This is a genomic window from Streptomyces sp. NBC_00358 (genome assembly GCF_036099295.1).
In the GTDB taxonomy this organism is placed as follows: domain Bacteria; phylum Actinomycetota; class Actinomycetes; order Streptomycetales; family Streptomycetaceae; genus Streptomyces.
Window position 1 is genome coordinate 6,933,827 of the sequence record NZ_CP107976.1, and the last position, 25,041, is coordinate 6,958,867.

The window sequence follows — 25,041 nt, forward strand, 5'->3', positions numbered from 1 at the left end:
GTGCGCCTGGCGCGCCAGTCTGCCAGGCCTGGTCGGACACCGGAAAAGGCTGTGGGAACGGAAGGTTCCGTTCCGCCGTTCCGGCTGCCCGGACGGCTCGGCTTCACGCGGCGGAACCCGGCCGCGCCCGAGCGCGTCGGGCGGGAAACCGGCAGGTGGCGCGAGTGCCGGCAAAGGGAGCGTCGACGATTCGCGAGAAGGGGGTCAACTGGGATGATCTCCCCATGACGCAAGCCGACGGGTATCTCCTCGACAACCAGCGGACCGAGGCGGGGCAGCGCTTCGACGCCTTCGCCGCTCTCTTCGACCCCACGACGTTCCGGCACATGGAGCGCTTCGGCGTCGGGTCCGGATGGCGCTGCTGGGAGGTCGGGGCGGGCGGCACGTCCGTCGTGTCCTGGCTGGCCAAGAAGGTCGGTCCGACGGGGAAGGTCGTCGCGACCGACATCGACATCTCGTGGGCGGCCTCCGCGGCGCGCTCGCCGGTCGAGGTCCGCGTCCACGACGTCGCCGCGGACGAACCGCCGGGAGAGGGGTTCGACCTCGTGCACGCCCGGCTCGTGCTGGTCCATGTACCGGACCGGGACCGGGCGTTGAGGTCGATGATCAAGGCCCTGCGGCCCGGCGGCCGGCTCCTCGTCGAGGACGCCGACCCCGCCCTGCAGCCCCTGCTCTGCCCCGATGAGTACGGCCCCGAGCAGCAGCTCGCGAACCGGCTGCGCCAGGGCTTCCGAAAACTGCTCGCCGAGCGCGGTGCCGACCTCGCCTACGGCCGCAAACTCCCGCGACTGCTGCGGGAGGCGGGACTGCGGGACGTGGAGGCCGACGCGTACTTCCCCGTCACCTCACCCGCCTGCACCACGCTGGAATCCGCGACGGTCCGTCAGATCCGCGACCGGCTCGTCACCGCCGGCCTGGCCACCCAGGAGGAGATCGACCAGCACCTGGCGAACGTCGCCGCCGGATCCATGGACCTGGCGACAGCGCCGATGATCTCCGCCTGGGGGCGCAAGAACTGAGCGAGGGCGGGAAGCCGCTTCGGACGCCTGGAGGCGTCCTCAACCGGACGCCGTGACACGGCCTAGGCGTCAGCGGACTCGCGTCTCTCCTCCACTTCGCTGTCGGCCTCCCGCCGGCGGTCGTCCACCGACCCGCTCCACCGCCCTCGCGCCCGCCGCGCACCCCGCCTGCGCCGCGTCCTCGGCACCGGCACCGGCGAGCAGGGCGGCGAGGAACGCGCCGGTGAACGCGTCACCGGCGCCCGTCGTGTCCCGTGGCGTCGCGGGCAGCGCCGGAACAGCGGCCCGGACGCTTCCGGAACGGGCGACCAGGGCCCCGTCGCGCCCCAGTTTGGCGACGACCAAGGGGAAGTGGTGGCTCAACTTGGCCACCGCGTCGGCCGGATCGGGCAGCCCTGTCAGCAGGCACGCCTCGTCCCGGCTCGGCAGCAGGACGTCCACGCCCGCGCAGAGTTCGAGGAATCGGTCCACGCCCAGCTCGTCGAGGAACCCCGCCGACGCCGGGTCGAGGCTCACCGGCACACCCCGCGCGCGTGCCGACGCCAGGACCACCGACACCAGCGCCCGGCTCGGCTCGGAGAAGAACAGGTAGCCCGACAGATGCAGCCGCGCGACCCCGTCGAGCAGTGTCGGCGACCAGTCCTCAGGTGCGAGCCGCAGCGACGCCCCGCTGTCCGTGAGGAACGTACGCTCCGCCGACGCGCCGGTGTCCACCAGGCAGATCACCGTTCCGGTCGGCGCCTCCGGATCGGTCACCAGAAGGGGCCGTACGCCGCTCGCCGCGAGTTCGCGCCCGTGCCACGCGGCCGCGTCGCCGCCCACCCGGCCGAGCAGCCGTACCTCGGCACAGCCCTCGTACGCCGCCCAGCACGCGACGTTGGCGCCCGCGCCGCCCGGTACGGTCCGGATGGCGGCGACCGTGTCGGTGCCGGCCGCCAGCGGCCCGCGATACCGGGCGACGACATCCGTGACCACGTCCCCGACGACGAGCAGAGCGCCTTCGGCGGCCCGCGCGGTCCGGCCCGCCTCCGGACGACCCGCCCCGCTCCCACCCCACTCCAGGTCGCCTCGACCGGTGTCACGGGTGTCACGGGCTTCGTCGGCGGCCCCGGTCGCGCCCCCTCGTCCCGTCCGGCCCGCCGCCCCGGCCGACCCGCCCCCGCGGCCGGTCGAGGCGCCGCCACTGCCCGGGGCGCTCCGGTCCGTGCCGCTCACGCCCCCGCCCAGGCCGCCGCGATCCGCCCCGCGAGGCGTACGTTGCCGCGTACCGCCGCCAGATTGGCGCGGAGTGAGGCACCGTCCGTGTGCCGGACCAGATAGCCCAGCAGGAACGGTGTCACCGCCTGTCCTGTCACACCCTCCGCCTGGCACGCCCGCAGCGCGTCGGCGAGCACGCGCGCGTGGAGCCCGGGATCGAGCTGCTCGTCCTCGGGCACCGGGTTCGCGACGATGAGCGACGAGTCGGGGGCGAGCAGCGCGTCCTGAGCGCGCATCACCTCCGCCACCTGCCCGGGCGACTCCAGGGTCCAGTCCACGGGGTGTCCCGAGTCGGACAGATAGAAGCCGGGGAAGCGGTCCGTGCCGTACCCGGCCACCGCCACGCCCAACGTCTCCAGGCGCTGCAGGGTCGCCGGAACGTCCAGGATCGACTTGACGCCCGCGCACACCACCGTGACGCGGGTACGTGCCAGCAGGCCCAGATCGGCGGACTCGTCCTGGGTCACCGTCCACTCGCGGTGCACACCGCCGAGCCCTCCCGTCGCGAACACCCGTACCCCCGCGCGGGTCGCCAGCAGGGCCGTCGCGGACACGGTCGTCGCTCCGCTCGCCCCCGCGGCCACCGCGAGCGGCAGGTCGCGGTGGCCCAGCTTGCGGATCCCGTCCTCGTTCGCGACCCGCTCCAACTGCTCCTTGTCCAGGCCGACGTGAGGCCGGCCGTCGAGCACGGCGATCGTGGCGGGTACCGCACCCTCCTCCCGGACGACATCCTCCAGTTCGAGCGCGACCTGCAGATTGCGCGGCCGGGGCAGCCCATGGGCGATGATCGTCGACTCCAGGGCCACCACCGGCCGACGCGCTTCGAGCGCCTCCCGTACCTCTTCGGACACCACGATCACGCGCCTGCCTCCTGTCACCGGTCGACGTTCCCCGTCCTTGGATCTCTGGCGAGCGGCGCGCCCGGCCAAACCCCCGCGCGGAGAAGGGGTGCTCCACGCGCGCGGGAGCACCCCTTCGACGGCCCGGATCAGACAGGCCGCACGCCCGTCAGCGCCCCATGGGGATCGAGGACGTACTTGCGGCAGGCACCCTGGTCGAACTCGGCGTAGCCGCGCGGCGCGTCGTCCAGGCCGATCACCGTCGCGTTGACCGCCTTGGCGATGTGCACCCGGTCGTGCAGGATCGCCTTCATCAGCCCCCGGTGGTAGCGCATCACCGGGCACTGGCCCGTGGTGAACCGGTGGCTCTTGGCCCATCCCAGGCCCAGACGCACCTTCAGCGTCCCGGTCCTCGCCTCCTGGTCGATCCCTCCGGGGTCGTCCGTGACATAGAGGCCCGGGATGCCCAGGGCGCCGCCCGCGCGCGTGAGCCCCATCAGCGAGTTGAGGACGGTCGCGGGCGCCTCCTGACCGTTGCGGCCGTGCGCCCGTGCCTCGAAGCCCACGGCGTCGACGGCCGCGTCGACCTCGGGCTCACCGAGGATCTGCGCGATCTGGTCCGTCACACTGCCCTGGGAGACGTCGACGGTCTCGCAGCCGAAACTCCGCGCCTGGGCGAGGCGTTCGGCGTTGAGGTCCCCGACGATGACGACGGCGGCGCCCAGCAGTTGCGCCGACGCGGCGGCGGCCAGTCCGACCGGGCCCGCCCCGGCGACGTAGACGGTCGAACCGACCCCGGCACCGGCGGTGACCGCGCCGTGGAATCCGGTCGGGAAGATGTCCGACAGCATGGCCAGATCCAGGAGCTTCTCGCGCGCCTGGTCGCGGTCCGGGAACTTCAGCAGGTTGAAGTCCGCGTACGGAACCATGGCGTACTCGGCCTGGCCGCCGACCCAGCCGCCCATGTCGACATAGCCGTACGCCGCTCCCGGACGCGCCGGGTTCACGTTCAGGCAGATGCCGGTGTTGCGCTCCTTGCAGTTACGGCACCGCCCGCAGGCGATGTTGAACGGCACCGACACGATGTCCCCGACCTCGATGAACTCGACGTCCGGACCGCGCTCCAGTACCTTTCCGGTGATCTCGTGTCCGAGGACCAGCCCCTCGGGTGCGGTCGTACGGCCCCGCACCATGTGCTGGTCACTGCCGCAGATGTTGCTGGCGAGCACTTTGAGAATGACTCCGTGCCGGCACTTGCGGCCGACGTTGTCGCGAGCCACGCCCGGCCCGTCCCGCAGTTCAAGCGTCGGATGGTCGATGGTCCTGACCTCGACCGCACCCGGCTTGAGATAGGCGACTGCCCTGTTTCCGCTTCCGCTCATGCGTGATCGCCGTCCCTTCGGCTCCGTGATTCGGACGCCAGCGGCTGTTCGCACGGCGGAGTCTGCTACCGGCCGCGGGGTACGGCCACCCTCCGCGTCAGGACTTTCTCGAAGTGCCGTGCGACGCCGGGCCCGTCGGGGGGACCCTCGTCGTCCCGGGCGGCGGCCCGGCCCTTAGGGTGTGCGCTCATGACCATGAACTCCCAGGCCACGCCGTCCTTCGCCGTGCACATCCCCGACGCCGAACTCGAACCCGAGCCGCTGGACCCGGCCCAGATCGTCTCCGGCGACCCCGTCGTGACGGGCAAGGTGCTGTGGGAGTCCGCCGACGGCAAGCAGTTGCGCGGCATCTGGCAGATCACGCCCGGCGTGGTGACCGACACCGAGGCGAACGAGCTCTTCGTCGTCGTCAGCGGTCGCGCCACCATCGAGGTGGAGGGCGGCGACGTCATCGAGGTGGGCCCGGGCGACGCGGCGTTCCTGCGCGAGGGCGACCGTACGACGTGGACGGTCCACGAGACGCTGCGCAAGGCGTACCACATCAGCCTCTGAGGAACGGACGCGCACACGGTCCCGGTGGTGACCTCAGAACAGCGGCTCCGGGAGGACTCCTTCCAGGGCCAGCAGCTTCCGCTTGGTCTCCAGGCCGCCACCGAAACCGCCGATCCCGCCGTCGCTCTCGACCACCCGGTGGCAAGGCACCACGACCGGCAGCGGATTCGAGCCCATGGCCACCCCCACGGCCTGGGCCGCCCTGGGCTCGCCCACCCGCCCGGCCAGGTCTCCGTAGGCCACGACGGAACCGAACGGAACGCCCGAGTTCAGCTCGCGCAGCACCTGGCGGTTGAACCCCGAGATCAGCGACCAGTCGAGCGGCAGGTCGAAGTCGTGCCGCTCGCCCGCGAAGTACGCCTCGACCTGGCGTACGGCCTCGGCGAGCAGCGGGGACCCGGGCGCCTCGACGGGCTCGCTGCCCAGCCGGTCCGCGAGCCGGTCGAGCGCCCTGTCGCGCACCTCGTCCGTCGCGTGAAAGACGACGTTGACCAGGCCCTGGGGCGTCGCCGCGAGGAGCAGCGGACCGATGTCCGTGCCGACGACGCACCACACGACCTGCTGCTCGTACCGCCCGTGGCTGTTCATGCGCTCCACCGTACGGCCCGCCACTGACAACGCCCGGGGCGCGGAACCGGCACGTGTCCGCGCCCCGGGCGACGGCGGGCTAGCGCAGAGCCCTCCGGATCACGTCGGGCACGTTCGTGATGACGCCGTCCGTCCCGAAGCCCGCCATGCGCCGCGCGGTGGCCGCGTCGTCGACCGTCCAGGCGAAGACCTTCATGGGGCCGTGCGGACCGTGGAGCGCGTGGACCGCGGAGACGTAGCCGGCCGACAGCGACCGGTGATCGGCGTTGATCTGGTCGGCGAACCTCGCGTACCGGGGCAGTTGTGCGACGGGAGGCGTCCCCAGGAACGCCGTCGTGATGCCGGGCCGCAGATCGTGCACCGTCCGGACGCTGGCCGCGCTGAAGCTCTGGACGATCAGCCGGTTCCGGAGGTGCACCGGATCGAGCCAGCCCTCGTTGCTCAGGAGCCTGAGCGTCTGCCGCTCGATGCCCGGATAGAGCTCAGGGTTCTTGATCTCCAGGACGAGCTTCTGGTGGTTGCGCGAGACACCCTCCATGTACTCCCGCAGCGTCGGCACCCTCGCGCCCGCGAACCGGGGGCCGAACCAGCTCCCGGCATCCAGACGGGCGATCTCGGCCGCGGTGAAGTCCTTGACCTTCCAGGGGCTTCGGCCGGGATAGACCTTCGCGACGTCGGTCGTGCGGGCCAGCGAGGCGTCGTGGAGGACGACCAGCCGACCGTCCCTCGTGCGCTGGACGTCGTTCTCGACCCAGTCGAACCCCAGCGCGGCCGCGTGGTCGATGGCGGCCAGGGTGTTCTCGGGCGCGTAGGCCGAGGCACCGCGATGGGAGACGACCAGCGGTGCCGTGATCCGGTCGCCGGCCTTGGCGTGCGGGCTGGGCAGTATCAGAACGGCTCCCCCAAGAAGCGCGGCGGTCGTGGCGGCGGCAACGCGCGCGTGCATGCGTTCTCCTCGCGTCGGACGATCACGGTCGGTACAAGACTGACAGCAGAGAGTCGACAGAGGGGGGAAGTGGGATGACCGCGGATTGAATGGAGTTGTCCAAGTCCGCTCACTGGCGCCGCACAAGTGGGGAGAGGTCGTGATTCTTTGCCGGATTATCGTTCGACCATTCCGGTGGGGGTCATACTCTCGCCTCAACCCGGTCCGCTCCGGCGGTCCGGAGGGCGGGGGCGTTCCGGACAGTTCCAGGAGTAACAGGGCGGGAAAGGCAGCCGCGCATGCAAGGCACGGTCGACGGCTTCACTTACGGACTCGTGACACCGCTGGTGGCGTACTTCATGGCCTGCCTGGGCGGAGCTCTGGGGCTTCGCTGCACCACCAGATCCCTGCTCGTCGCCGGCTCCTGGCGAGCCGGCTGGCTCGCGCTCGGCTCGGTCGCGATCGCGTCCGGCATCTGGACGATGCACTTCATCGCGATGATGGGATTCACGGTCGAGGAGACCCCCGTCCACTACGACAAGCCGACGACGTTCGCGAGTCTGGGCGTCGCCGTCCTGATGGTCGGTGCCGGGATCTTCATCGTCGGCTACCAGGGTGCGACCGGGGCGGCGCTCTTCACCGGAGGGACCGTCACGGGCCTGGGCATCGCCTCGATGCACTACCTGGGCATGGCCGGGATGCGGCTCAACGGGAAGCTCGCGTACAACACGCTCACCGTCTCCGCCTCGGTCGTCATCGCCGTCGTGGCCGCCATCGCCGCCCTATGGGCCGCGGGACAAGTACGCGGATTCCTCTGGAGCGTGGGTGCGAGCCTCGTGATGGGGCTGGCCGTCAGCGGTATGCACTACATGGGCATGGCCGCGCTCAGCGTCCATCTGCACGGCCCGACCGGCGGCACCCCCGCCGGGGAATCGGCGGCCGCGCTCCTCGCGCCCATGATGATCGGCCCGCTGGCCTTCCTCTGCCTGGCGGGCGTCGTCGTGATGTTCGATCCGCAGATGGTCATGGGCAGGCCAGACCGGCGCCCCGCCGAGATCAGGCGACCGGGCATCCCGGCCCATCACGTCGCCTCGCGTCCCGGCCGTCGTCCGGCCGCCCGCCCCGTGCGGGAACGCGGATACAGCCGTTCCCGGACTCCGCAGAGCAGGTGATGGGGCCCGGTTGTCAGTGCGGGGTCGTACGGTGGATTCCATGCGGCCCGTATCCAAGATCGAACGTTCGGTGGCGCCCTTCGAGGTCGTCAGCTCCTTCCAGCCGGGCGGTGACCAGCCCACGGCCATCGCCGATCTGGAGAAGCGCATCCGCGCAGGTGAGAAGGATGTCGTCCTGCTGGGCGCGACCGGCACCGGCAAGTCCGCCACCACCGCGTGGATGATCGAGAAGCTCCAGCGCCCCACGCTGGTCATGGCACCGAACAAGACGCTCGCCGCCCAGCTGGCCAACGAGTTCCGCGAGCTGCTGCCGAACAACGCGGTCGAATACTTCGTCTCGTACTACGACTACTACCAGCCCGAGGCCTACGTCCCCCAGTCGGACACCTACATCGAGAAGGACTCCTCGATCAACGAGGAGGTGGAGCGCCTGCGCCACTCCGCGACCAACTCGCTGCTGACCCGCCGCGACGTCGTCGTGGTCGCCTCGGTGTCCTGCATCTACGGCCTCGGTACTCCGCAGGAGTACGTGGACAGGATGGTCAGCCTCAAGGTCGGCGACGAGATCGACCGCGACGACCTGCTGCGCCGCTTCGTCGACATCCAGTACACGCGCAACGACGTGGCCTTCGCGCGTGGCACCTTCCGGGTCCGCGGCGACACCATCGAGATCTTCCCGGTGTACGAGGAGCTCGCCGTCCGCATCGAGATGTTCGGCGACGAGATCGAGGCACTGTCCACGCTGCACCCGCTCACCGGTGAGGTCATCACCGACGACGAGCAGATCTACGTCTTCCCCGCGTCCCACTACGTGGCGGGTCCCGAGCGCATGGAGCGCGCCGTCAACGACATCGAGAAGGAGCTGGGGGAGCGCCTCGCCGAGCTGGAGAAGCAGAGCAAGCTCCTGGAGGCCCAGCGCCTGCGCATGCGGACGACGTACGACCTCGAGATGCTCCGCCAGATCGGCTCCTGCTCCGGCGTCGAGAACTACTCGATGCACTTCGACGGCCGTGAGCCCGGTTCCCCGCCGAACACCCTGATCGACTACTTCCCGGACGACTTCCTGCTGGTCATCGACGAGTCGCACGTCACCGTTCCGCAGATCGGCGCGATGTACGAGGGTGACGCCTCCCGCAAGCGCACCCTCGTCGACCACGGCTTCCGGCTGCCCTCCGCACTGGACAACCGCCCCCTGAAATGGGAGGAGTTCCAGAAGCGCATCGGGCAGACCGTCTACCTCTCGGCGACCCCGGGGAAGTACGAGCTATCCCGATCGGACGGCTTCGTCGAGCAGATCATCCGCCCCACCGGCCTCATCGACCCCCAGGTCGTCGTCAAGTCCACCGAGGGCCAGATCGACGACCTGGTGCACGAGATCCGGCAGCGCACCGAGAAGGACGAGCGCGTCCTGGTCACCACGCTCACCAAGAAGATGGCCGAGGACCTCACCGACTACTTCCTGGAACTGGGTATCCAGGTCCGCTACCTGCACAGCGACGTCGACACCCTGCGCCGCGTCGAGCTGCTGCGCGAACTGCGCGCCGGCGAGTTCGACGTCCTGGTCGGCATCAACCTGCTGCGCGAGGGCCTCGACCTTCCCGAGGTCTCCCTCGTCGCGATCCTCGACGCCGACAAGGAGGGATTCCTGCGCTCGGGAACCTCCCTCATCCAGACCATCGGCCGCGCGGCGCGCAACGTCTCCGGCCAGGTCCATATGTACGCGGACAAGATCACCCCGGCGATGGAGAAGGCCATCGATGAGACCAACCGCCGCCGGGAGAAGCAGATCGCTTACAACAAGGAGAGGGGCATCGACCCGCAGCCCCTCCGCAAGAAGATCAACGACATCGTGGCGCAGATCGCCCGTGAGGACGTCGACACGGAGCAGCTGCTCGGCTCCGGTTACCGCAAGACGAAGGACGGCAAGGGTGCCAAGGCCCCCGTGCCCGCGCTGGGCGGCAAGGCGGCCCGGGCCGCCAAGTCCGCCAAGGGCAAGGAGACCGTCCCGACCGACCGTCCCGCGGCCGAACTGGCCGGGCAGATCGAGGAGATGACGGAGCGGATGCGCGCCGCGGCAGCCGATCTCCAGTTCGAGATCGCGGCCCGGCTGCGCGACGAGGTGTCCGAGATGAAGAAGGAGCTGCGGCAGATGAAGGAGGCGGGAATCGCCTGACGGCCGCTCCTGCGACGCCGGACCTCGGCTGATGCGCACTGTGTTGCAAGACCGACACAAAGTCCGCCCCAGGGTTCGGCGCTGTCGGTGCCGCTGCGTAGGGTTCTGCTCATCCGCGGACTCCGCGGCAACAGGGGACAGTTCGAGAGGGGAACAGCGCGTGACGGTCAACATGACCAAGGGTCAGGCCATCAGTCTGCAGAAGAACGACGGGGGCACGCTGACCGCGGTCCGCATGGGACTCGGCTGGCAGGCGGCTCCTCGGCGCGGCCTGTTCGGCTCGCGCACCCGCGAGATCGACCTCGACGCCTCCGCCGTGCTGTTCGCGGACAAGCAGCCCGTCGACGTGGTGTTCTTCCGTCATCTCGTCAGTGACGACGGCTCGGTGCGGCACACCGGTGACAACGTGGTCGGCGGCGCGGGCCAGGGCGGTGACGACGAGTCCATCCTCGTCGACCTGCAGCGCGTCCCGGTCCACATCGACCAGATCATCTTCACCGTGAACTCCTTCACGGGCCAGACCTTCCAGGAAGTGCAGAACGCGTTCTGCCGTCTGGTCGACGAGACCAACGGCCAGGAGCTCGCCCGCTACACCCTGGCCGGCGGCGGCCAGTACACGGCCCAGATCATGGCGAAGGTGCACCGCTCCGGAACCGGCTGGCAGATGACGGCCCTCGGCGCGCCGGCCAACGGCCGCACCTTCCAGGACCTGATGCCCGCGATCCTGCCGCACCTGTAGGCGGTCGGCACACGCACGCAGCGACATAGGGGGACAAGACGATGACGGCCGAGCTGGTCAGGGGGCAGAACCACCCGCTCTCCCAGGTCCGTCTCGAGGTCCGTGTCTCGGCCGGGAAGCCGATCGTGGCCGGGGCCACGCTCAGCGACGAGCAAGGCAGGGTCCGAGGCGTCGAGTGGGTGGCCCACCCGGGTGCGCCCACGCTCCCCGGGCTCGAGGTCTCCCAGCAGGCGGCGGCCGATCACCGGCTCGCCTTCGACCTGGACGCCCTGCCGCCGACCGTGCACCGGGTCAGCGTGCTGCTCGCGCTGCCCGCCGGGGTCGGCGGCCCGGTCCGGTTCGGCGCTGTGGCCGCCCCCTTCGTGGCGGTCACCGGCCTCGACGGTTCCGAGATTGCCACCTACACCCTCACCGGCCTGGACGCCGAGTCCGCCGTGGTGGCCCTGGAGCTCTACCGCAGGCAAGGCGCCTGGAAGGTCCGCGCGGTCGGCCAGGGTTACGCGGGCGGCCTCGCCGATCTCCTCACCGACCAGGGACTCCCCGAGGCCCGGCAGCTCGCGGGCAGTATCAACGAAGCGGTGGCGAGGGGCCTCGCGCGGTCCGTGGCGGCTCCCCCGCCACGCAGCCCGGACGCGGACCGGTCACGGCAGGCGGCCAGCTCGGCCCCGGGACAGGATCAGCCGTACGCCGGGCCCGGAGCGCAGGGCGTCCCCGGGACCGTGGCGCCGCAGCAGTCCCCGTACGACACGCCAGGTCAGCAAGGAGTCACGGCTCCGCAGACCGGGGGTCCGGGCGGCTCGGCGCAGCCCGACACCTCCGCGGTCACCCAGCCGTCGCCGCCCGCCGTCGGCCCCGTCGACTACAGCCACCCCGGCCGGCAGACCACCGCTCCGCCGCCGCCCCCGCCGACCGCGCCTCCGGCCCAGCCCGGACAGCCCGCGCAGCCGGTCGCGGGCGACGCGACCGGCTGGTCCATGGAGGAGCGGCTGTACAACCAGGTGTGGGGGATGTTCGAGGACCTGGCCAGGACCGTCGCCGCGTACCGCAGCGCGGTCGACTTCGCCGACTCGCGCATGGAGAAGGAGCTCGACGAGGTCCTGTCCGACCCGCGCAGCCGGATCGGCGGGCAGGGCGAGGCCGCGCGCGAAGCCGCCCGCGCCAAACACGCGCACCTGGTCGACCAGGCCCGAGCCGTCCTCGACCGGGATCTCGCCCAGCTCGTCGCCGAGACCGAAGTGGTGGAGCCCGCGCTGCCGATGGCCTGCGCACGCTGGGACAACCCGGTCTGGCACGGCTACCGCGCACCCATGGAAATACCCATGGCGCTGCGGCTCGGCGACCTCCGCCTGCCCGAGAGCGAGAACCTCAGCATCCCGATGCTGGTACGCCTGCCGCTGGAACGGGGCCTGTGGATCGACAGCGGTCGTGCCTCTCTTGAGGGCACGCTCGCGGACTCCGACCAGGTGCGACGCCTGGCCATGGACACCGCCGTGGCGCACGCGGCCCGGTTGCTCGCCGTGTATCCCGTGGGCGAGTTCACCGTGCACGTCATCGACCCGGCCGGCGCCGGAGCCTCGTCCCTGGCGCCTCTGACGCGGTCCGGGGTGCTGGACAGGCCGCCGGCCGTCGGTGCCGCCGGTGTGGCGGAGGTACTGACCCGGCTCACCCAGCGCGTCGACCTGGTGCAGATGGCGATGCGCGGGGGAGCGGCCGACGCACTGCCGCCGGACCTCGACACCGCCGAGCAACTGCTGATCGTCAACGACTTCCCGCACGGTTTCGACGACCGTGCCGTGACCCAGCTCCGCTACCTCGCGGACGAGGGGCCGGCCGTCGGTGTCCATCTGATGATGGTGGCCGACCGGGAGGACGCCGCCGCGTACGGACCGCTGCTCGACCCCCTCTGGCGGTCGCTGCTGCGGATCACGCCGGTGCCCGACGACCATCTCGCCGACCCCTGGGTCGGACACGCGTGGACGTACGAGCCTGCTCTCGTTCCCGCGAACAGCCAGGTGCTGCAACAGGTCCTCGCGCAGGTGGCGGCGGCCCGGAGGTCGTGGAACCGCTGACGCCGACTCCTTCGGACTCCCGGACCTCAGCGATCGCCAGGCGGCTTCGTCAAGCATCGGCAAAGCGCTCCGACCAGCCAACTTGGTTCGTCTTTTACTAAACCCTTTACCTTTCCTTGGTGATTCGGGTACTCTTTTTCCATACGGAGGGGAGTACTCCCTACCTGCTGCGACGCACCCGTCAATACGGATCGAGTCAGATCCCGGGGCGTCGGCCCGCAGGCTCCGGGGCGCACCCAGCGCCCCGCCGGCCTCGGGTGGAAGAGACCTCCGGTGGCGAACGACGCTGAAATCTGCCGTTACGTACTGCCGGAGGCGCAGTGAATGTTTCCCTGACCCTGTGGGTCCTGACCATCGTGGGGCTGGCCGCACTGATCGCGGTCGACTTCTTCATCGGCCGCAAGCCGCACGACGTATCGATCAAGGAAGCCGGAATCTGGACCGTCGTCTGGATCGCCCTCGCAGGGCTGTTCGGACTCGGACTGCTCCTCTTCGCCGGTGGAGAGCCGGCCGGGGAGTTCTTCGCCGGCTTCATCACCGAGAAATCGCTGAGTGTCGACAACCTCTTCGTCTTCGTCCTGATCATGGCGAAGTTCGCGGTGCCCTCCAAGTACCAGCAGCGAGTGCTCCTGGTGGGCGTGCTCATAGCGCTCGTCCTGCGCACGATATTCATCGCCGCGGGCGCCGCGATCATCGCGAACTTCGCGTGGGTCTTCTACATCTTCGGCGCGTTCCTCATCTACACCGCCTGGAAGCTGATCCAGGAGGCCCGGGCCGACGAGGACGATGAGGAGTTCGAGGAGAACAGGCTGCTGAAGGCCGCGGAGCAGCGCTTCGGCGTGGCCGACCGCTATCACGGCACCAAACTGTGGATCCGGCAGAACGGCAAGCGCGTCATGACGCCGATGCTGGTTGTGATGCTGGCGATCGGCACCACCGACGTGCTCTTCGCGCTCGACTCGATCCCCGCGATCTTCGGCCTGACGCAGGACCCGTACATCGTCTTCACGGCCAACGCGTTCGCGCTGATGGGTCTGCGGCAGCTCTACTTCCTCATCGGCGGCCTGCTCAAGAAGCTCGTCCACCTCAGCTACGGTCTCTCGGTCATCCTCGGCTTCATCGGCGTCAAGCTCGTCCTGCACGCGCTGCACGAGACCGGCGTCCATGTTCCCGAGATATCCATCCCGGTCTCGCTCGGCGTGATCTGCGCCGTCCTCGTGGTCACCACGATCACCAGCCTGACCGCCACCAGGAGGCAGTCGGCGCGTGAGCGGGCCGAGAGCGCCCCGAAGGAAAGCGTCGACGTCTGACCCGGTCGTACGCGGCGACAGCTACCTCCGGGAGCGGTGCGGGGCGCATTGCCCGCCACCGCTTCCGGAGGTAGCCCGGGACCCGGCCGTCTCCCGCGCGGGGCAGTCCGTCCGCCGCGCGGCCCGGGGCGGGGCTCGCGCCGCCGGAGTGCGGGGCACGCTTCCTGCTGCGACGATCGCGGCATGATCGTTCGCCTCCGGTCACTCGCGACGCGGTGGACCACCGTGGTCCCCGTGATCGCGGTGGTGCTGCTGGCCTTCACCTGGGGGCGCGACCTGCCCGCCGCGGTTGTCGCCCTGGTGACGTTGGTCCTCGCGGGCTCCGTGCTGGCCGCGGTGCATCACGCCGAGGTGATCGCCCATCGAGTGGGTGAACCCTTCGGATCCCTCGTCCTCGCTGTCGCGGTCACGATCATCGAAGTGGCCCTCATCGTCACCCTGATGGTGGACGGCGGGGCCAAGAGCTCCACACTCGCCCGTGACACGGTGTTCGCCGCGGTGATGATCACCTGCAACGGGATCGTGGGCCTGTGCCTGCTCGTCGCCTCGCTGCGCCACGGACTCGCCGTCTTCAACGCGGAAGGCACCGGGGCCGCCCTGGCGACCGTCGCCACGCTGGCCACGCTCAGTCTCGTCTTCCCGACCTTCACCACCAGCAAGCCAGGTCCGGAGTTCTCCACCGCGCAGCTCACCTTCGCCGCGGTCGCCTCCCTGGTCCTGTACGCCCTGTTCGTGACGACCCAGACCGTGCGGCACCGCGACTACTTCCTGCCGATCACCCGACAGGGCCAGGTCATCGACGTGGACGAACACGCCGACGCCCCGTCCGCCCGGGAAGCCGGGATCAGCGTGGGACTGCTCGGCCTGGCCCTGATCGGTGTGGTCGGCCTCGCCAAGGGGGTGTCGCCCGCCATCGAGTCCGGGGTCGAGGCCGCCGGTATGCCGCACTCCGTGGTCGGTGTGATCATCGCGCTCCTGGTCCTGCTCCCCGAGACCATCGCGGCCCTGCGGTCCGCCCGCAGGGACCGGGTGCAGACCAGTCTGAATCTCGCCCTCGGTTCCGCGATGGCCAGCATCGGACTGACCATCCCGGCGGTGGCTCTGGCCTCCGTCTGGCTCTCCGGACCACTCGTTCTGGGCCTCGGTCCCACCGAGATGGTGCTGCTCACGCTGACCGTGGTGGTGAGTTCCCTGACGGTCGTTCCGGGGCGGGCCACCCCCCTCCAGGGTGGCGTCCATCTGGTCGTGTTCGCCGCCTATCTGGAACTGGCCGTCAACCCCTGACCCGCCGTCACTCGACGGCGGGTACGACCACCGGCCGGGGCACCGGCCGGGTCTCCGGCAGCAGCGCGAAGCACCCGAGGCTCAACAGCGCGATCCCCGTCAGATAGGCGGCCACGCCCCACGGCACACGCTCCCCGCTCGCCATCGCCGTCGCCACGATCGGGGTGAGCGCGCCGCCGAGGACCCCGCCCAGGTTGTATCCGACGGCCGCGCCCGTGCAGCGCACCCGGGGTTCGTACAGCTCCGGCAGATACGCGCCGATGACCGCGAACATGGTGATGAACGCGATGAGCGCCACCAGGAAGCCGAGGAACATCAGCAGGGGTTCGCCGGTCGACAGCAGTCCGATCATCGGGAACATCCACAGAGCGGCGCCCGCGCAGCCCGCCAGGCACAGGGGCCGCCGTCCGTAGCGGTCTCCCAGCAGCGCCATCACCGGTGTCAGTGAACCCTTCACCACCACAGCGGCCATGATGCAGGTCAGCATGACGGTGCGGCTCACGTCGAGCCGTTCCACGCCGTAGGCGAGCGCCCAGGTCGTCACCGCGTAGAACACGGCGTATCCGACGGCGAGTCCGCCGGCCGTCAGCAGGACGAGCCGCCAGTGGTCGCGCACCACCTCGGCGAGCGGCACGCGCGCGTGGTCCCCCACCTCCAGGAACCGCGGGCTCTCCGCGAGCGAACCACGCAGCCACAGCCCGGCCGCCGCGAGCACCCCCGCCGCCCAGAACGGCACTCGCCAGCCCCACTGCGCGAACTGCGCGTCGGACAGCGTCGCCGACAGGGCCAGCATCACGCCGTTGGCCAGCACGAACCCGGCGGACGGGCCGATCTGGGGGAAGCTCGCCCACAGGCCGCGCCGCTCGGCCGGCGCGTGCTCGGCCGTCAGCAGCACGGCTCCTCCCCACTCGCCGCCGAGCCCGAGACCCTGCAGAAAACGCAGCACCAGAAGAAGCACGGGAGCGGCGGCACCGATGCTGTCGTACGTCGGGACACAGCCGACCGCGACGGTCGCCGCGCCGGTCAGGAGCAGCGAGGCCAGCAGGACCGGCCGCCGCCCGCGCCGGTCCCCGATGTGCCCGAACAGCACCGACCCGAGTGGACGGGCGACGAAGCCGACGCCGAAGGTCCCGAAGGCGGCCAGTGTCCCCGCCAGCGGCGAGAACGTCGGGAAGAACAACGGTCCGAGCACCAGGGCGGCCGCGGTCCCGTAGACGAAGAAGTCGTAGAACTCGATGGCCGTCCCGGCGAGCGAGGCGGCCGCGAGCCGCAGCATGGAGGGTGCCCTTACGGTGCGTACGTCGTGCATGCCGGATCAACTACCCACAGTGATCAGCGGTTACGGGGGCGTGCGGGAGCGCGGTGTGCGTCAGCAGGTGACGGTGATGCGCCGGGCCCGTCCGCCGACCCGGCCGGCCCCTCCGTAGGGGAGGACGATCTGCGGATCGGTGTGCCCGAGGTCCACATCGAAGACGACCATCATGGCGGGGGCGTACGAGCCGTCACCCTTTCGGTGCATCGTGGTAGACCGGGTCCGAGCAGCGGTCCTTGACGGGCCGGCAGACCCGAAGGACCGGAGGAAACGTGCCCCGCACCCTCGCCAGCGCCCCGATCATGATTCTCAACGGGCCCAACCTGAACCTTCTCGGGCAGCGGCAGCCGGAGATCTACGGCTCCGACACGCTCGCGGACGTGGAGGCGCTGTGCGCCAAGGCCGCGGCCGCGCACGGTGGCACGGTGGACTTCCGGCAGTCCAACCACGAGGGTGAACTGGTGGACTGGATCCACGAGGCCCGGCTGAACCACGCGGGGATCGTGATCAACCCGGCCGCCTACTCGCACACCTCGGTCGCCATCCTGGATGCGCTCAACACCTGTGACGGACTTCCCGTGGTGGAGGTCCACATCTCCAACATCCACCAGCGCGAGGAGTTCCGGCACCACTCGTATGTGTCGTTGCGTGCCGACGGGGTCATCGCGGGCTGCGGGGTGCAGGGGTACGCGTTCGGGGTGGAGAGGGTGGCGGCACTCGCGGGGACGGGGCGCGCGGACACATGACCGTCGTGGGGAAGCGTCCGCCCGCCGTGACGTCCGCCCGCGGTGACGTCCGCCCGCGGTGACGGACGCCAGGCGTGGCGGACGCCGTGGTGCCGGACGTCCGGGGTGGCGGACGCCGTGGTGACGGACGTCAGGGGTGGCGGACGCCTGAGGTCAGAGGCGTCCGGTCGCCACGATCCGCTTGAGGAAGCGTTGCGTGCGTTCCTGCTGCGGGTCGCCGAAGACCTGCTCGGCCGTGCCGCGTTCAAGGATCACGCCGCCGTCCAGGAAGCAGACCTGGTCCGCGACCTCGCGGGCGAAGCCCATCTCGTGCGTGGCCAGGACCATGGTCATGCCGTCCTCCTTCAGGTCACGCACGACGCTGAGGACTTCGCCCACGAGTTCCGGGTCCAGGGCGGCGGTGATCTCGTCCAGGAGGAGCAGCTTGGGGCGTACGGCCAAGGCCCGCACGATCGCCGCCCGTTGCTGCTGGCCGCCGCTCAACCGGTCCGGATACTCACCCGCCTTGGCACCGAGCCCGAGCCGTTCCAGCAGTTCACGCGCGTGTGCCTCGGCCTCCGCGCGGCGCACGCCGTGCACCCGGCGCGGGGCGAGGGTGATGTTCTCCAGGACCGTCATGTGCGGAAAGAGGTTGTAGGCCTGGAAGACGACGCCGATCCGCCGCCGTACCGCGTCCTGATCGGCCCGCGGGTCGGTGATCTCCTCGCCGTCCAGCCAGATCGCGCCGTCGTCGATCTCCTCCAGGAGGTTGGCGCAGCGCAGCAGCGTGGACTTGCCGGACCCGGAGGCGCCGATCAGCGCGGTCACCGTGTGCGGGGCGACCTCCAGATCGACGTCCCGCAGTACGACGGAGTCACCGAAGGTCTTGCGGACGGACTCCATCCGCAGCATCGGACCGCCGGGGACGGGGGCCTTGCTCATACGGTGCCTCCCTGGCTGCGGCGCCGGTCCATACGGGCGGTGACCCAGTCGGTGAAGCGCGTCATGGGAATGGTCAGAGCCACGAACAGCAGCGCCGCGACGATGTACGCCGTGTAGTTGAGACTGCGGCCCACGATGATGTCAGCGGAGCGCATCGCTTCCACGGCGCCGCCGATGGAGACGAGGCTGGTGTCCTTCTGCAGGGACACCATGTCGTTGAGGAGCGGTGGCACCTGACGGCGTACGGCTTGCGGCAGCACCACATGGCGCAGCGTCTGCCGCGTGGTGAGGCCCAGTGAACGTGCCGCGGCCCGTTGCGAGGGATGGACGGATTCGATGCCGGCGCGGACGACTTCGGCGACGTACGCCGAGTAGGTCAGGACCAGGCCCGTGCCGCCCAGCAGGACGGGGTCGTTGGTGACGCCCTGCAACTGGAGCGCCGGGACGCCGAACACGACGATCGACAGACAGATGATCAGCGGCAGACCGCGGAAGAAGTCCGTGTACGCCGTGGCGAGGGCGCGCACCGGCCAGTACATCGGGCCCCGCAGGGTACGGGCGACGGCTATCAGCGTGCCGAGCACCAGCACCACGACACCGCACACGACGAACAGCCGGAGATTCAGCCAGAGGCCTTCGAGGACCTTCGGGAAGGCCTCGCGCGCGTAGGGCGCGTCGAAGAACGTCTCCTTCGTGCGCGGCCAGCCCGGCGCGTCGACGACGACGAGGTACAGCACCACGGCCGTGAGGAGTGTGGAGAGCGCGGCGACGGCCGTCGAACGGCGGGCGCGGGCGCGCCGATGGCGCTCGCGCTCGATCCTCCGCCGCGAGGGGACGTAGCCGTCGCCCCCGCCGGGCATGTCGCCTTCGGCGGTGTCCTCTCCCGACTCCTCCTTCATCTGCGTCACTTGAGCACCGGGGCGTCGACGGCCTCGGACAGCCACTGCTTCTCGATCCGCGCGAGCGTGCCGTCCGCGCGCAGGGCGTCCACGGCCTTCGTCACGCACGAGGTCAGCGCGCTGCCCTTGTCGAGGACGAGCCCGAACTGCTCCGGCGTACCACCCTGGTTCTCGAACTGCCCGACGATCTTCGCGTCGGTCACCTCGGCGGCCGTGATGTAGAAGGCGGTCGGCAGATCGGTGACGATGGCGTCCACCTGGCCGTTCTTCAGCGCCGACTTGGCCTGGTCGTTCTTCGCGTACGCGGCCGGCTGCCGGGCGGGCTTCACCACGTCGTCGATGTAGTTCAGGCTGGTGGTGCCGACCTGGGCGCCCAGCTTCAGGCCCTTGAGGTCCGCGAGGCTCTTCGCCTTCGCGGCCTTGGAGCCCTTCAGCGCGATGACGGCCTGGCGCACGTCGTAGTAGCCGGACGAGAAGTCCACGGCCTTCTTGCGCTCGGCGCTGATCGACACCTGGTTGATGTCGAAGTCGAAGGTCTTCGCACCGGGCGCGAAGGCCTTGTTGAAGGGCACGCTCTGCCAGACGACAGCACCCTCGGCGTAGCCGAGCTGCCGCGCGACGGCGTACGCCACCGCCGACTCGAAGCCCTTGCCGTTGGCGGGCTTGTCGTCCTTGAACCACGGCTCGTAGGCGGGCTCGTCCGTCGCGATGGTGAGCTTGCCCGAGGTCTGCGTCCGCAACGAGCCCTTGGCACAGGTCTCGGCGGTGCTTCCGGACCCCTTGCCGGACGCCTTCTCCTCCGGCTGCGGGGCGCAGCCCACGGCGAGGGCGAGCAGGGCGACGGTGCTGGCGGACGCGGCGCGCCGCAGGGCGTGTTGGGCGAGATGCATGGCGGGAGAGTGACAGCGAACCATGCTGTTTGTCCAGGTCACGGCAACAATTGTCCGCATGGTGGGAACGTGTGTTGCAGTCCTGTGAACACCCTGGACGCGACGGGTCCGGACGCGCGCCCCGGACTCATCGGCCGCGGGCGGTGGAGAGGTTGCGGGGTCGGTCCGACGGGGTGGGGGACTCTGCGCCGCGCGCCGGGCACGCACGCGAGGCGTCATGCCCCGCGTGCGTGCCCCGCGCTCGCGTTCACCAGCCTCGTGCGCGCCACTCCGGCAGATGCGGGCGCTCGGCGCCCAGCGTCGTGTCGTCGCCGTGGCCGGGGTAGACCCACGTCTCGTCCGGCAGTACGTCGAAGATCCTCGTCTCGACGTCGTGGATGAGACGGGCGAAGGCGTCCGGGTCCTTGCGCGTGTTGCCCACCCCGCCGGGGAACAGGCAGTCGCCCGTGAACACGTGCGGGTGACCGTGCGGGTCGTCGTAGACGAGGGCGATCGAGCCCGGTGTGTGCCCGACCAGGTGGCGCGCGGTGAGTTCCACGTTCCCCACCTTGACCGTGTCGCCGTCCTGGAGGGTGACGTCGGTCGGCACCGGGATGCCGTCCGCGTCGTCCCGGCCCGCGTAGGTGCGGGCGCCCGTGGCGGCCACGACCTCGGCGAGAGCCTGCCAGTGGTCGCCGTGCTGATGGGTCGTCACGACGGAGGCGATGCCGTCGTCACCGATCAGGGTGAGCAGTGTCGAGGCGTCGTTCGCCGCGTCGATCAGGAGCTGCTCGTCGGTGGCCCGGCAGCGCAGCAGATAGGCGTTGTTGTCCATCGGGCCGACGGCGACCTTGGAGATCATCAGGTTCTGCAGCTCGTGCACGTCGGCAGGGCCGCCGACCGTCACCGCTCCGCTGTACGTCATGACGGCAGCCTATAGCGGAGGGAGCGCCGGAAGCGGCCCGCCGTCGACGGCCAGCCGCGAGCCGTCGCGGCGGCCGCACAGCCAGCCGAGCAGATCGGCCGCCGGGCCCTGGACCGTGACGGATCCGCCCCCGGCTCCACCGCCCGTGGTCCACATCCGGCCGTCGCCGGCGTCCAGCACGGTGGGGGGTACGTCCTTGTGCCCGCCGAACCGCTCCGCCAGGAAGCCGATCTCCCGGATCACGAACTCCTCCGGCAGATCCTCGAGCTCGTAGCCGATGCCCAGATCCACATGGTGCAGGTCGACCTCGACCCACCGTCGGAACGGCACCCGGGCCGCGGAGTCCGTGACCCCGTTGCGCAGCTCCACCGTGCGGGACCAGTCGGCGGGAGCGGCTCCCGTCTCCCCGAAGCGGGCCGCGCTCTCGCGCACGTCGGCCAGCTGTGCGTCCAGGTGGCGCGGCGCGTCCCGCTCGATGTCGGCGTCCCGGGTGGTCGCGGAGGCGTACATGGGGCGCCCCTCCAGAACGTTCACCAGGGCGTCCGCGTTGCGGGCCAGGTGAGCGAGCACATGCCCGCGGCTCCAGCCGGGAAGCCGTGACGGTTCGGCCACGGCGGCGTTGTCCAGTTTGGCGGCTGCGGTGAGCAGTCGCTCCGTCGCGTCACGTACAGACGCCAGGTCGCGCACATGATCCATCATGAGGTCGACCCTAGCCCCGCCACACGTTCGGGTGAAGCTGGTCGGCCACGGCCGTAAATCGAATACGCGTGCTATAAGCTCGGAGGCGGCGTCGGGCATGCTGGATGGCCCGGGATTGTTGTGAAGCAGGGAAAGCAACCGGCGCTGTCAGTGGCTCCCCCTAGTCTGAGAAGACGGGGGCCTGCGGCCCCTGTCACTTCTCTGAAGAAAGGTGCGGACCGGCGTGGCCGACCGTCTCATCGTCCGTGGAGCGCGCGAGCACAACCTGAAGAATGTCTCGCTCGACCTCCCGCGCGACTCGCTCATCGTGTTCACGGGCTTGTCGGGGTCGGGCAAGTCCTCCCTCGCCTTCGACACGATCTTCGCCGAGGGCCAGCGGCGCTACGTGGAGTCCCTGTCCTCGTACGCCCGGCAGTTCCTCGGCCAGATGGACAAGCCGGACGTGGACTTCATCGAGGGTCTCTCCCCGGCCGTCTCCATCGACCAGAAGTCGACCTCGCGCAACCCGCGCTCGACGGTCGGCACCATCACCGAGGTCTACGACTATCTGCGGCTGCTCTTCGCGCGCATCGGCAAGCCGCACTGTCCGGAGTGCCGGCGCCCCATCTCCCGCCAGTCGCCGCAGGCCATCGTCGACAAGGTCCTGGAGCTCCCGGAGGGGAGCCGCTTCCAGGTCCTGTCGCCGCTGGTGCGCGAGCGCAAGGGGGAGTTCGTCGACCTCTTCGCCGATCTCCAGACCAAGGGGTACAGCCGTGCCCGGGTCGACGGCGAGACCATCCAGCTCACCGAGCCGCCGACGCTGAAGAAGCAGGAGAAGCACACCATCGAGGTGGTCATCGACCGCCTCACGGTGAAGGACTCCGCCAAGCGCCGTCTCACCGACTCCGTGGAGACCGCCCTCGGGCTCTCCGGCGGCATGGTCGTGCTCGACTTCGTCGACCTTCCCGAGGACGACCCCGAGCGCGAGCGCATGTACTCGGAGCACCTGTACTGCCCGTACGACGACCTGTCCTTCGAGGAGCTGGAGCCCCGCTCCTTCTCCTTCAACTCGCCCTTCGGCGCCTGCCCCGAGTGCACCGGTATCGGCACGCGCATGGAGGTCGACCCCGAGCTGATCGTCCCCGACGAGGACAAGTCCCTCGACGAGGGCGCCATCCACGCCTGGTCGCACGGGCACACCAAGGACTACTTCGGCCGGCTGATCGGCGCTCTCGCGGACGCGCTGGGGTTCCGGACCGACATCCCGTTCGCCGGCCTGCCGCAGCGCGCGAAGAAGGCCCTGCTCTACGGCCACAAGACGCAGATCGAGGTCCGCTACCGCAACCGGTACGGACGCGAGCGCGTCTACACCACGCCCTTCGAAGGGGCCGTCCCCTTCGTCAAGCGGCGGCACGGCGAGTCCGAGAGCGACGCCAGCCGTGAGCGCTTCGAGGGCTATATGCGCGAGGTGCCCTGCCCCACCTGCCAGGGCACGCGCCTCAAGCCGCTCGTCCTCGCGGTCACCGTCATGGAGAAGTCGATCGCCGAGGTCGCCGCCATGTCGATCAGTGACTGCGCGGACTTCCTGGGGGCGATGAAGCTCAACGCACGCGACAAGAAGATCGCCGAGCGCGTCCTGAAGGAGGTCAACGAACGGCTGCGCTTCCTGGTCGACGTCGGCCTCGACTACCTGTCGCTGAACCGCGCGGCCGGCACCCTCTCCGGCGGTGAGGCCCAGCGCATCCGCCTTGCCACCCAGATCGGCTCCGGGCTCGTCGGCGTCCTCTACGTCCTGGACGAACCCTCCATCGGCCTGCACCAGCGGGACAACCACCGGCTGATCGAGACCCTCGTCCGCCTCCGCGACATGGGCAACACACTCATCGTCGTCGAACACGACGAGGACACCATCAAGGTCGCCGACTGGGTCGTCGACATCGGCCCCGGCGCGGGCGAGCACGGCGGCAAGGTCGTGCACAGCGGACCCTTGAAGGAACTGCTCGCCAACGCCGAGTCGATCACCGGCCAGTATCTGTCGCGCAAGAGGCAGATCCCGACCCCGGACATCCGCCGGCCCGCCGACCCGGGCCGTAGGCTCACGGTGCACGGCGCCCGCGAGAACAACCTCCAGGACATCGACGTGTCCTTCCCGCTGGGCGTCCTCACGGCCGTCACCGGCGTATCGGGTTCCGGCAAGTCGACGCTGGTCAACGACATCCTGTACACGCACCTGGCCCGTGAACTGAACGGCGCGAGGAACGTGCCGGGGCGGCACACGCGCGTGGAGGGCGACGACCTCGTCGACAAGGTCGTGCACGTCGACCAGTCGCCCATCGGCCGTACGCCCCGCTCCAACCCGGCGACGTACACCGGAGTCTTCGACCACGTCCGCAGACTGTTCGCCGAGACCACCGAGGCGAAGGTCCGGGGCTATCTGCCCGGCCGCTTCTCCTTCAACGTCAAGGGCGGCCGCTGCGAGAACTGCTCCGGCGACGGCACGATCAAGATCGAGATGAACTTCCTGCCGGACGTCTACGTCCCCTGCGAGGTCTGCCACGGGGCGCGCTACAACCGGGAGACCCTGGAGGTCCACTACAAGGGCAAGTCCATCTCCGAGGTCCTGGACATGCCGATCGAGGAGGCGCTCGACTTCTTCGAGGCCGTGCCGGCGATCGCCCGCCACCTCAGGACGCTCAACGACGTCGGCCTCGGCTACGTCCGGCTCGGCCAGTCCGCGCCGACGCTGTCCGGCGGTGAGGCGCAGCGCGTCAAGCTCGCCAGCGAGCTCCAGAAGCGCTCCACCGGCCGCACGGTGTACGTGCTCGACGAGCCGACCACCGGCCTGCACTTCGAGGACATCAGCAAGCTCATCACGGTGCTGTCCGGTCTGGTCGACAAGGGCAACACGGTCATCGTCATCGAGCACAACCTCGATGTCATCAAGACCGCGGACTGGGTCATCGACATGGGCCCCGAGGGCGGCAACGGCGGCGGTCTCGTGATCGCCGAGGGCACGCCCGAGGAGGTCGCCGGCGTTCCGGCCAGCCACACCGGCAAATTCCTGCGCGAGATCCTCGGCGCCGACCGGATCAGCGACGCCGCTCCCGTGAAGGCCCCCCGGAAGACGGCCGCCAAGAAGACGGTCGCCGCCGGGACGACGGCGAAGAAGGCGGCCACGAAGACCGTCAACAGCACGGCCACCAAGAAGGCGGCCGCGGCGAAGAAGACCGCCACCAAGACGGTCGCCAAGAAGGTGGCCCCCGCGAAGAAGACCACGCGGGCCCGCAAGGCCTGATCCGACCGGTCCGCGCGTCGGCCCGGCGACTCCCCACCACACGGCGCCCCACGGGAACTCCCCGCGGGGCGCCGCCCGTTGCGACCT

Annotated in this window: 21 protein-coding genes and 1 pseudogene; 10 read left to right on the forward strand and 12 right to left on the reverse strand. The window is 70.2% G+C overall.

Going from position 1 to position 25,041, the window contains the following annotated elements:
* Nucleotides 1-224 precede the first annotated feature (224 nt).
* Nucleotides 225-1,019 (forward strand): methyltransferase domain-containing protein, encoded by a 795-nt coding sequence (locus OHT01_RS29540; protein ID WP_328556148.1) that lies wholly within the window; start codon nt 225-227, stop codon nt 1,017-1,019.
* A gap of 69 nt (nt 1,020-1,088) precedes the next feature.
* Here the strand turns inward: OHT01_RS29540 and OHT01_RS29545 are convergent, their stop codons facing one another.
* The 3 genes from OHT01_RS29545 to fdhA form a co-directional block, all read right to left on the reverse strand.
* Entirely contained in the window at nt 1,089-2,012 is a 924-nt protein-coding gene (locus tag OHT01_RS29545) for a carbohydrate kinase family protein (RefSeq protein WP_328558317.1), read from the reverse strand.
* Between the two features lie 218 nt (nt 2,013-2,230).
* The gene (locus OHT01_RS29550; protein ID WP_328556149.1) at nt 2,231-3,136 is read right to left on the reverse strand and encodes a pseudouridine-5'-phosphate glycosidase; all 906 of its coding nucleotides are present in this window, start codon (nt 3,134-3,136) and stop codon (nt 2,231-2,233) included.
* Nucleotides 3,137-3,264: 128 nt separating this feature from the next.
* Nucleotides 3,265-4,497 (reverse strand): formaldehyde dehydrogenase, glutathione-independent, encoded by a 1,233-nt coding sequence (gene fdhA, locus OHT01_RS29555; protein ID WP_328556150.1) that lies wholly within the window; start codon nt 4,495-4,497, stop codon nt 3,265-3,267.
* Nucleotides 4,498-4,686: 189 nt separating this feature from the next.
* Between fdhA and OHT01_RS29560 the strand changes: the two genes are divergently transcribed.
* Entirely contained in the window at nt 4,687-5,049 is a 363-nt protein-coding gene (locus OHT01_RS29560) for a cupin domain-containing protein (RefSeq protein ID WP_328556151.1), read from the forward strand.
* Between the two features lie 33 nt (nt 5,050-5,082).
* On the opposite strand, the gene OHT01_RS29565 is transcribed toward OHT01_RS29560, so the two are convergent.
* Nucleotides 5,083-5,637: a methylated-DNA--[protein]-cysteine S-methyltransferase gene (locus OHT01_RS29565; protein WP_328556152.1), complete on the reverse strand. Its 555-nt coding sequence runs from the start codon at nt 5,635-5,637 to the stop codon at nt 5,083-5,085.
* A 79-nt stretch (nt 5,638-5,716) separates the two neighbouring features.
* Nucleotides 5,717-6,583 carry a glycerophosphodiester phosphodiesterase gene (locus tag OHT01_RS29570; protein ID WP_328556153.1) on the reverse strand — a complete coding sequence of 289 codons (867 nt, stop codon included), beginning with the start codon at nt 6,581-6,583 and terminating at the stop codon, nt 5,717-5,719.
* 278 nt (nt 6,584-6,861) lie between these two features.
* On the opposite strand from OHT01_RS29570, the gene OHT01_RS29575 reads away from it, so the two are divergent.
* From OHT01_RS29575 to OHT01_RS29600, 6 genes are all read left to right on the forward strand, one after another.
* Nucleotides 6,862-7,734, forward strand: coding sequence for an MHYT domain-containing protein (locus OHT01_RS29575; protein ID WP_328556154.1), 873 nt, complete (start codon nt 6,862-6,864; stop codon nt 7,732-7,734).
* 40 nt (nt 7,735-7,774) lie between these two features.
* Nucleotides 7,775-9,907, forward strand: a complete 2,133-nt coding sequence (uvrB, locus tag OHT01_RS29580) for an excinuclease ABC subunit UvrB (RefSeq protein ID WP_328556155.1) — start codon at nt 7,775-7,777, stop codon at nt 9,905-9,907.
* A gap of 160 nt (nt 9,908-10,067) precedes the next feature.
* Nucleotides 10,068-10,646 (forward strand): TerD family protein, encoded by a 579-nt coding sequence (locus OHT01_RS29585; protein WP_328556156.1) that lies wholly within the window; start codon nt 10,068-10,070, stop codon nt 10,644-10,646.
* 41 nt (nt 10,647-10,687) lie between these two features.
* Nucleotides 10,688-12,715 carry a TerD family protein gene (locus OHT01_RS29590; RefSeq protein WP_328556157.1) on the forward strand — a complete coding sequence of 676 codons (2,028 nt, stop codon included), beginning with the start codon at nt 10,688-10,690 and terminating at the stop codon, nt 12,713-12,715.
* Nucleotides 12,716-13,035: 320 nt separating this feature from the next.
* Nucleotides 13,036-14,025, forward strand: coding sequence for a TerC/Alx family metal homeostasis membrane protein (locus tag OHT01_RS29595; protein WP_328556158.1), 990 nt, complete (start codon nt 13,036-13,038; stop codon nt 14,023-14,025).
* Nucleotides 14,026-14,208: 183 nt separating this feature from the next.
* Nucleotides 14,209-15,309, forward strand: coding sequence for a calcium:proton antiporter (locus OHT01_RS29600; protein ID WP_328556159.1), 1,101 nt, complete (start codon nt 14,209-14,211; stop codon nt 15,307-15,309).
* Nucleotides 15,310-15,316: 7 nt separating this feature from the next.
* On the opposite strand, the gene OHT01_RS29605 is transcribed toward OHT01_RS29600, so the two are convergent.
* A complete protein-coding gene (locus tag OHT01_RS29605) occupies nt 15,317-16,618 on the reverse strand; it encodes an MFS transporter (RefSeq protein ID WP_328556160.1) in 1,302 nt (433 codons plus the stop codon).
* 60 nt (nt 16,619-16,678) lie between these two features.
* Nucleotides 16,679-16,807: pseudogene (locus tag OHT01_RS29610) on the reverse strand (LD-carboxypeptidase); the annotation flags it as partial.
* An 86-nt stretch (nt 16,808-16,893) separates the two neighbouring features.
* Here OHT01_RS29610 and aroQ point away from each other — a divergent pair.
* Complete coding sequence (gene aroQ / locus OHT01_RS29615) at nt 16,894-17,367, forward strand: type II 3-dehydroquinate dehydratase (RefSeq protein WP_328556161.1); 474 nt, start codon at nt 16,894-16,896, stop codon at nt 17,365-17,367.
* A gap of 153 nt (nt 17,368-17,520) precedes the next feature.
* Here aroQ and OHT01_RS29620 read toward each other — a convergent pair whose 3' ends face one another.
* The 5 genes from OHT01_RS29620 to OHT01_RS29640 form a co-directional block, all read right to left on the reverse strand.
* On the reverse strand, nt 17,521-18,288 hold the full coding sequence (locus tag OHT01_RS29620; protein ID WP_328556162.1) for an amino acid ABC transporter ATP-binding protein: 768 nt from the start codon (nt 18,286-18,288) through the stop codon (nt 17,521-17,523).
* Complete coding sequence (locus OHT01_RS29625; RefSeq protein WP_328556163.1) at nt 18,285-19,196, reverse strand: amino acid ABC transporter permease; 912 nt, start codon at nt 19,194-19,196, stop codon at nt 18,285-18,287. Before OHT01_RS29625 ends, OHT01_RS29620 begins: the two co-directional genes overlap by 4 nt.
* A complete protein-coding gene (locus tag OHT01_RS29630) occupies nt 19,193-20,077 on the reverse strand; it encodes an ABC transporter substrate-binding protein (RefSeq protein WP_328556164.1) in 885 nt (294 codons plus the stop codon). The genes OHT01_RS29625 and OHT01_RS29630 overlap by 4 nt, the downstream gene beginning before the upstream one ends.
* A 247-nt stretch (nt 20,078-20,324) precedes the next feature.
* Entirely contained in the window at nt 20,325-20,981 is a 657-nt protein-coding gene (locus OHT01_RS29635) for an MBL fold metallo-hydrolase (protein ID WP_328556165.1), read from the reverse strand.
* Nucleotides 20,982-20,990: 9 nt separating this feature from the next.
* Nucleotides 20,991-21,680 carry a maleylpyruvate isomerase family mycothiol-dependent enzyme gene (locus OHT01_RS29640; protein ID WP_328556166.1) on the reverse strand — a complete coding sequence of 230 codons (690 nt, stop codon included), beginning with the start codon at nt 21,678-21,680 and terminating at the stop codon, nt 20,991-20,993.
* Between the two features lie 223 nt (nt 21,681-21,903).
* On the opposite strand from OHT01_RS29640, the gene uvrA reads away from it, so the two are divergent.
* Nucleotides 21,904-24,954 carry an excinuclease ABC subunit UvrA gene (gene uvrA / locus OHT01_RS29645; RefSeq protein ID WP_328556167.1) on the forward strand — a complete coding sequence of 1,017 codons (3,051 nt, stop codon included), beginning with the start codon at nt 21,904-21,906 and terminating at the stop codon, nt 24,952-24,954.
* The last annotated feature ends 87 nt before the right edge of the window (nt 24,955-25,041 follow it).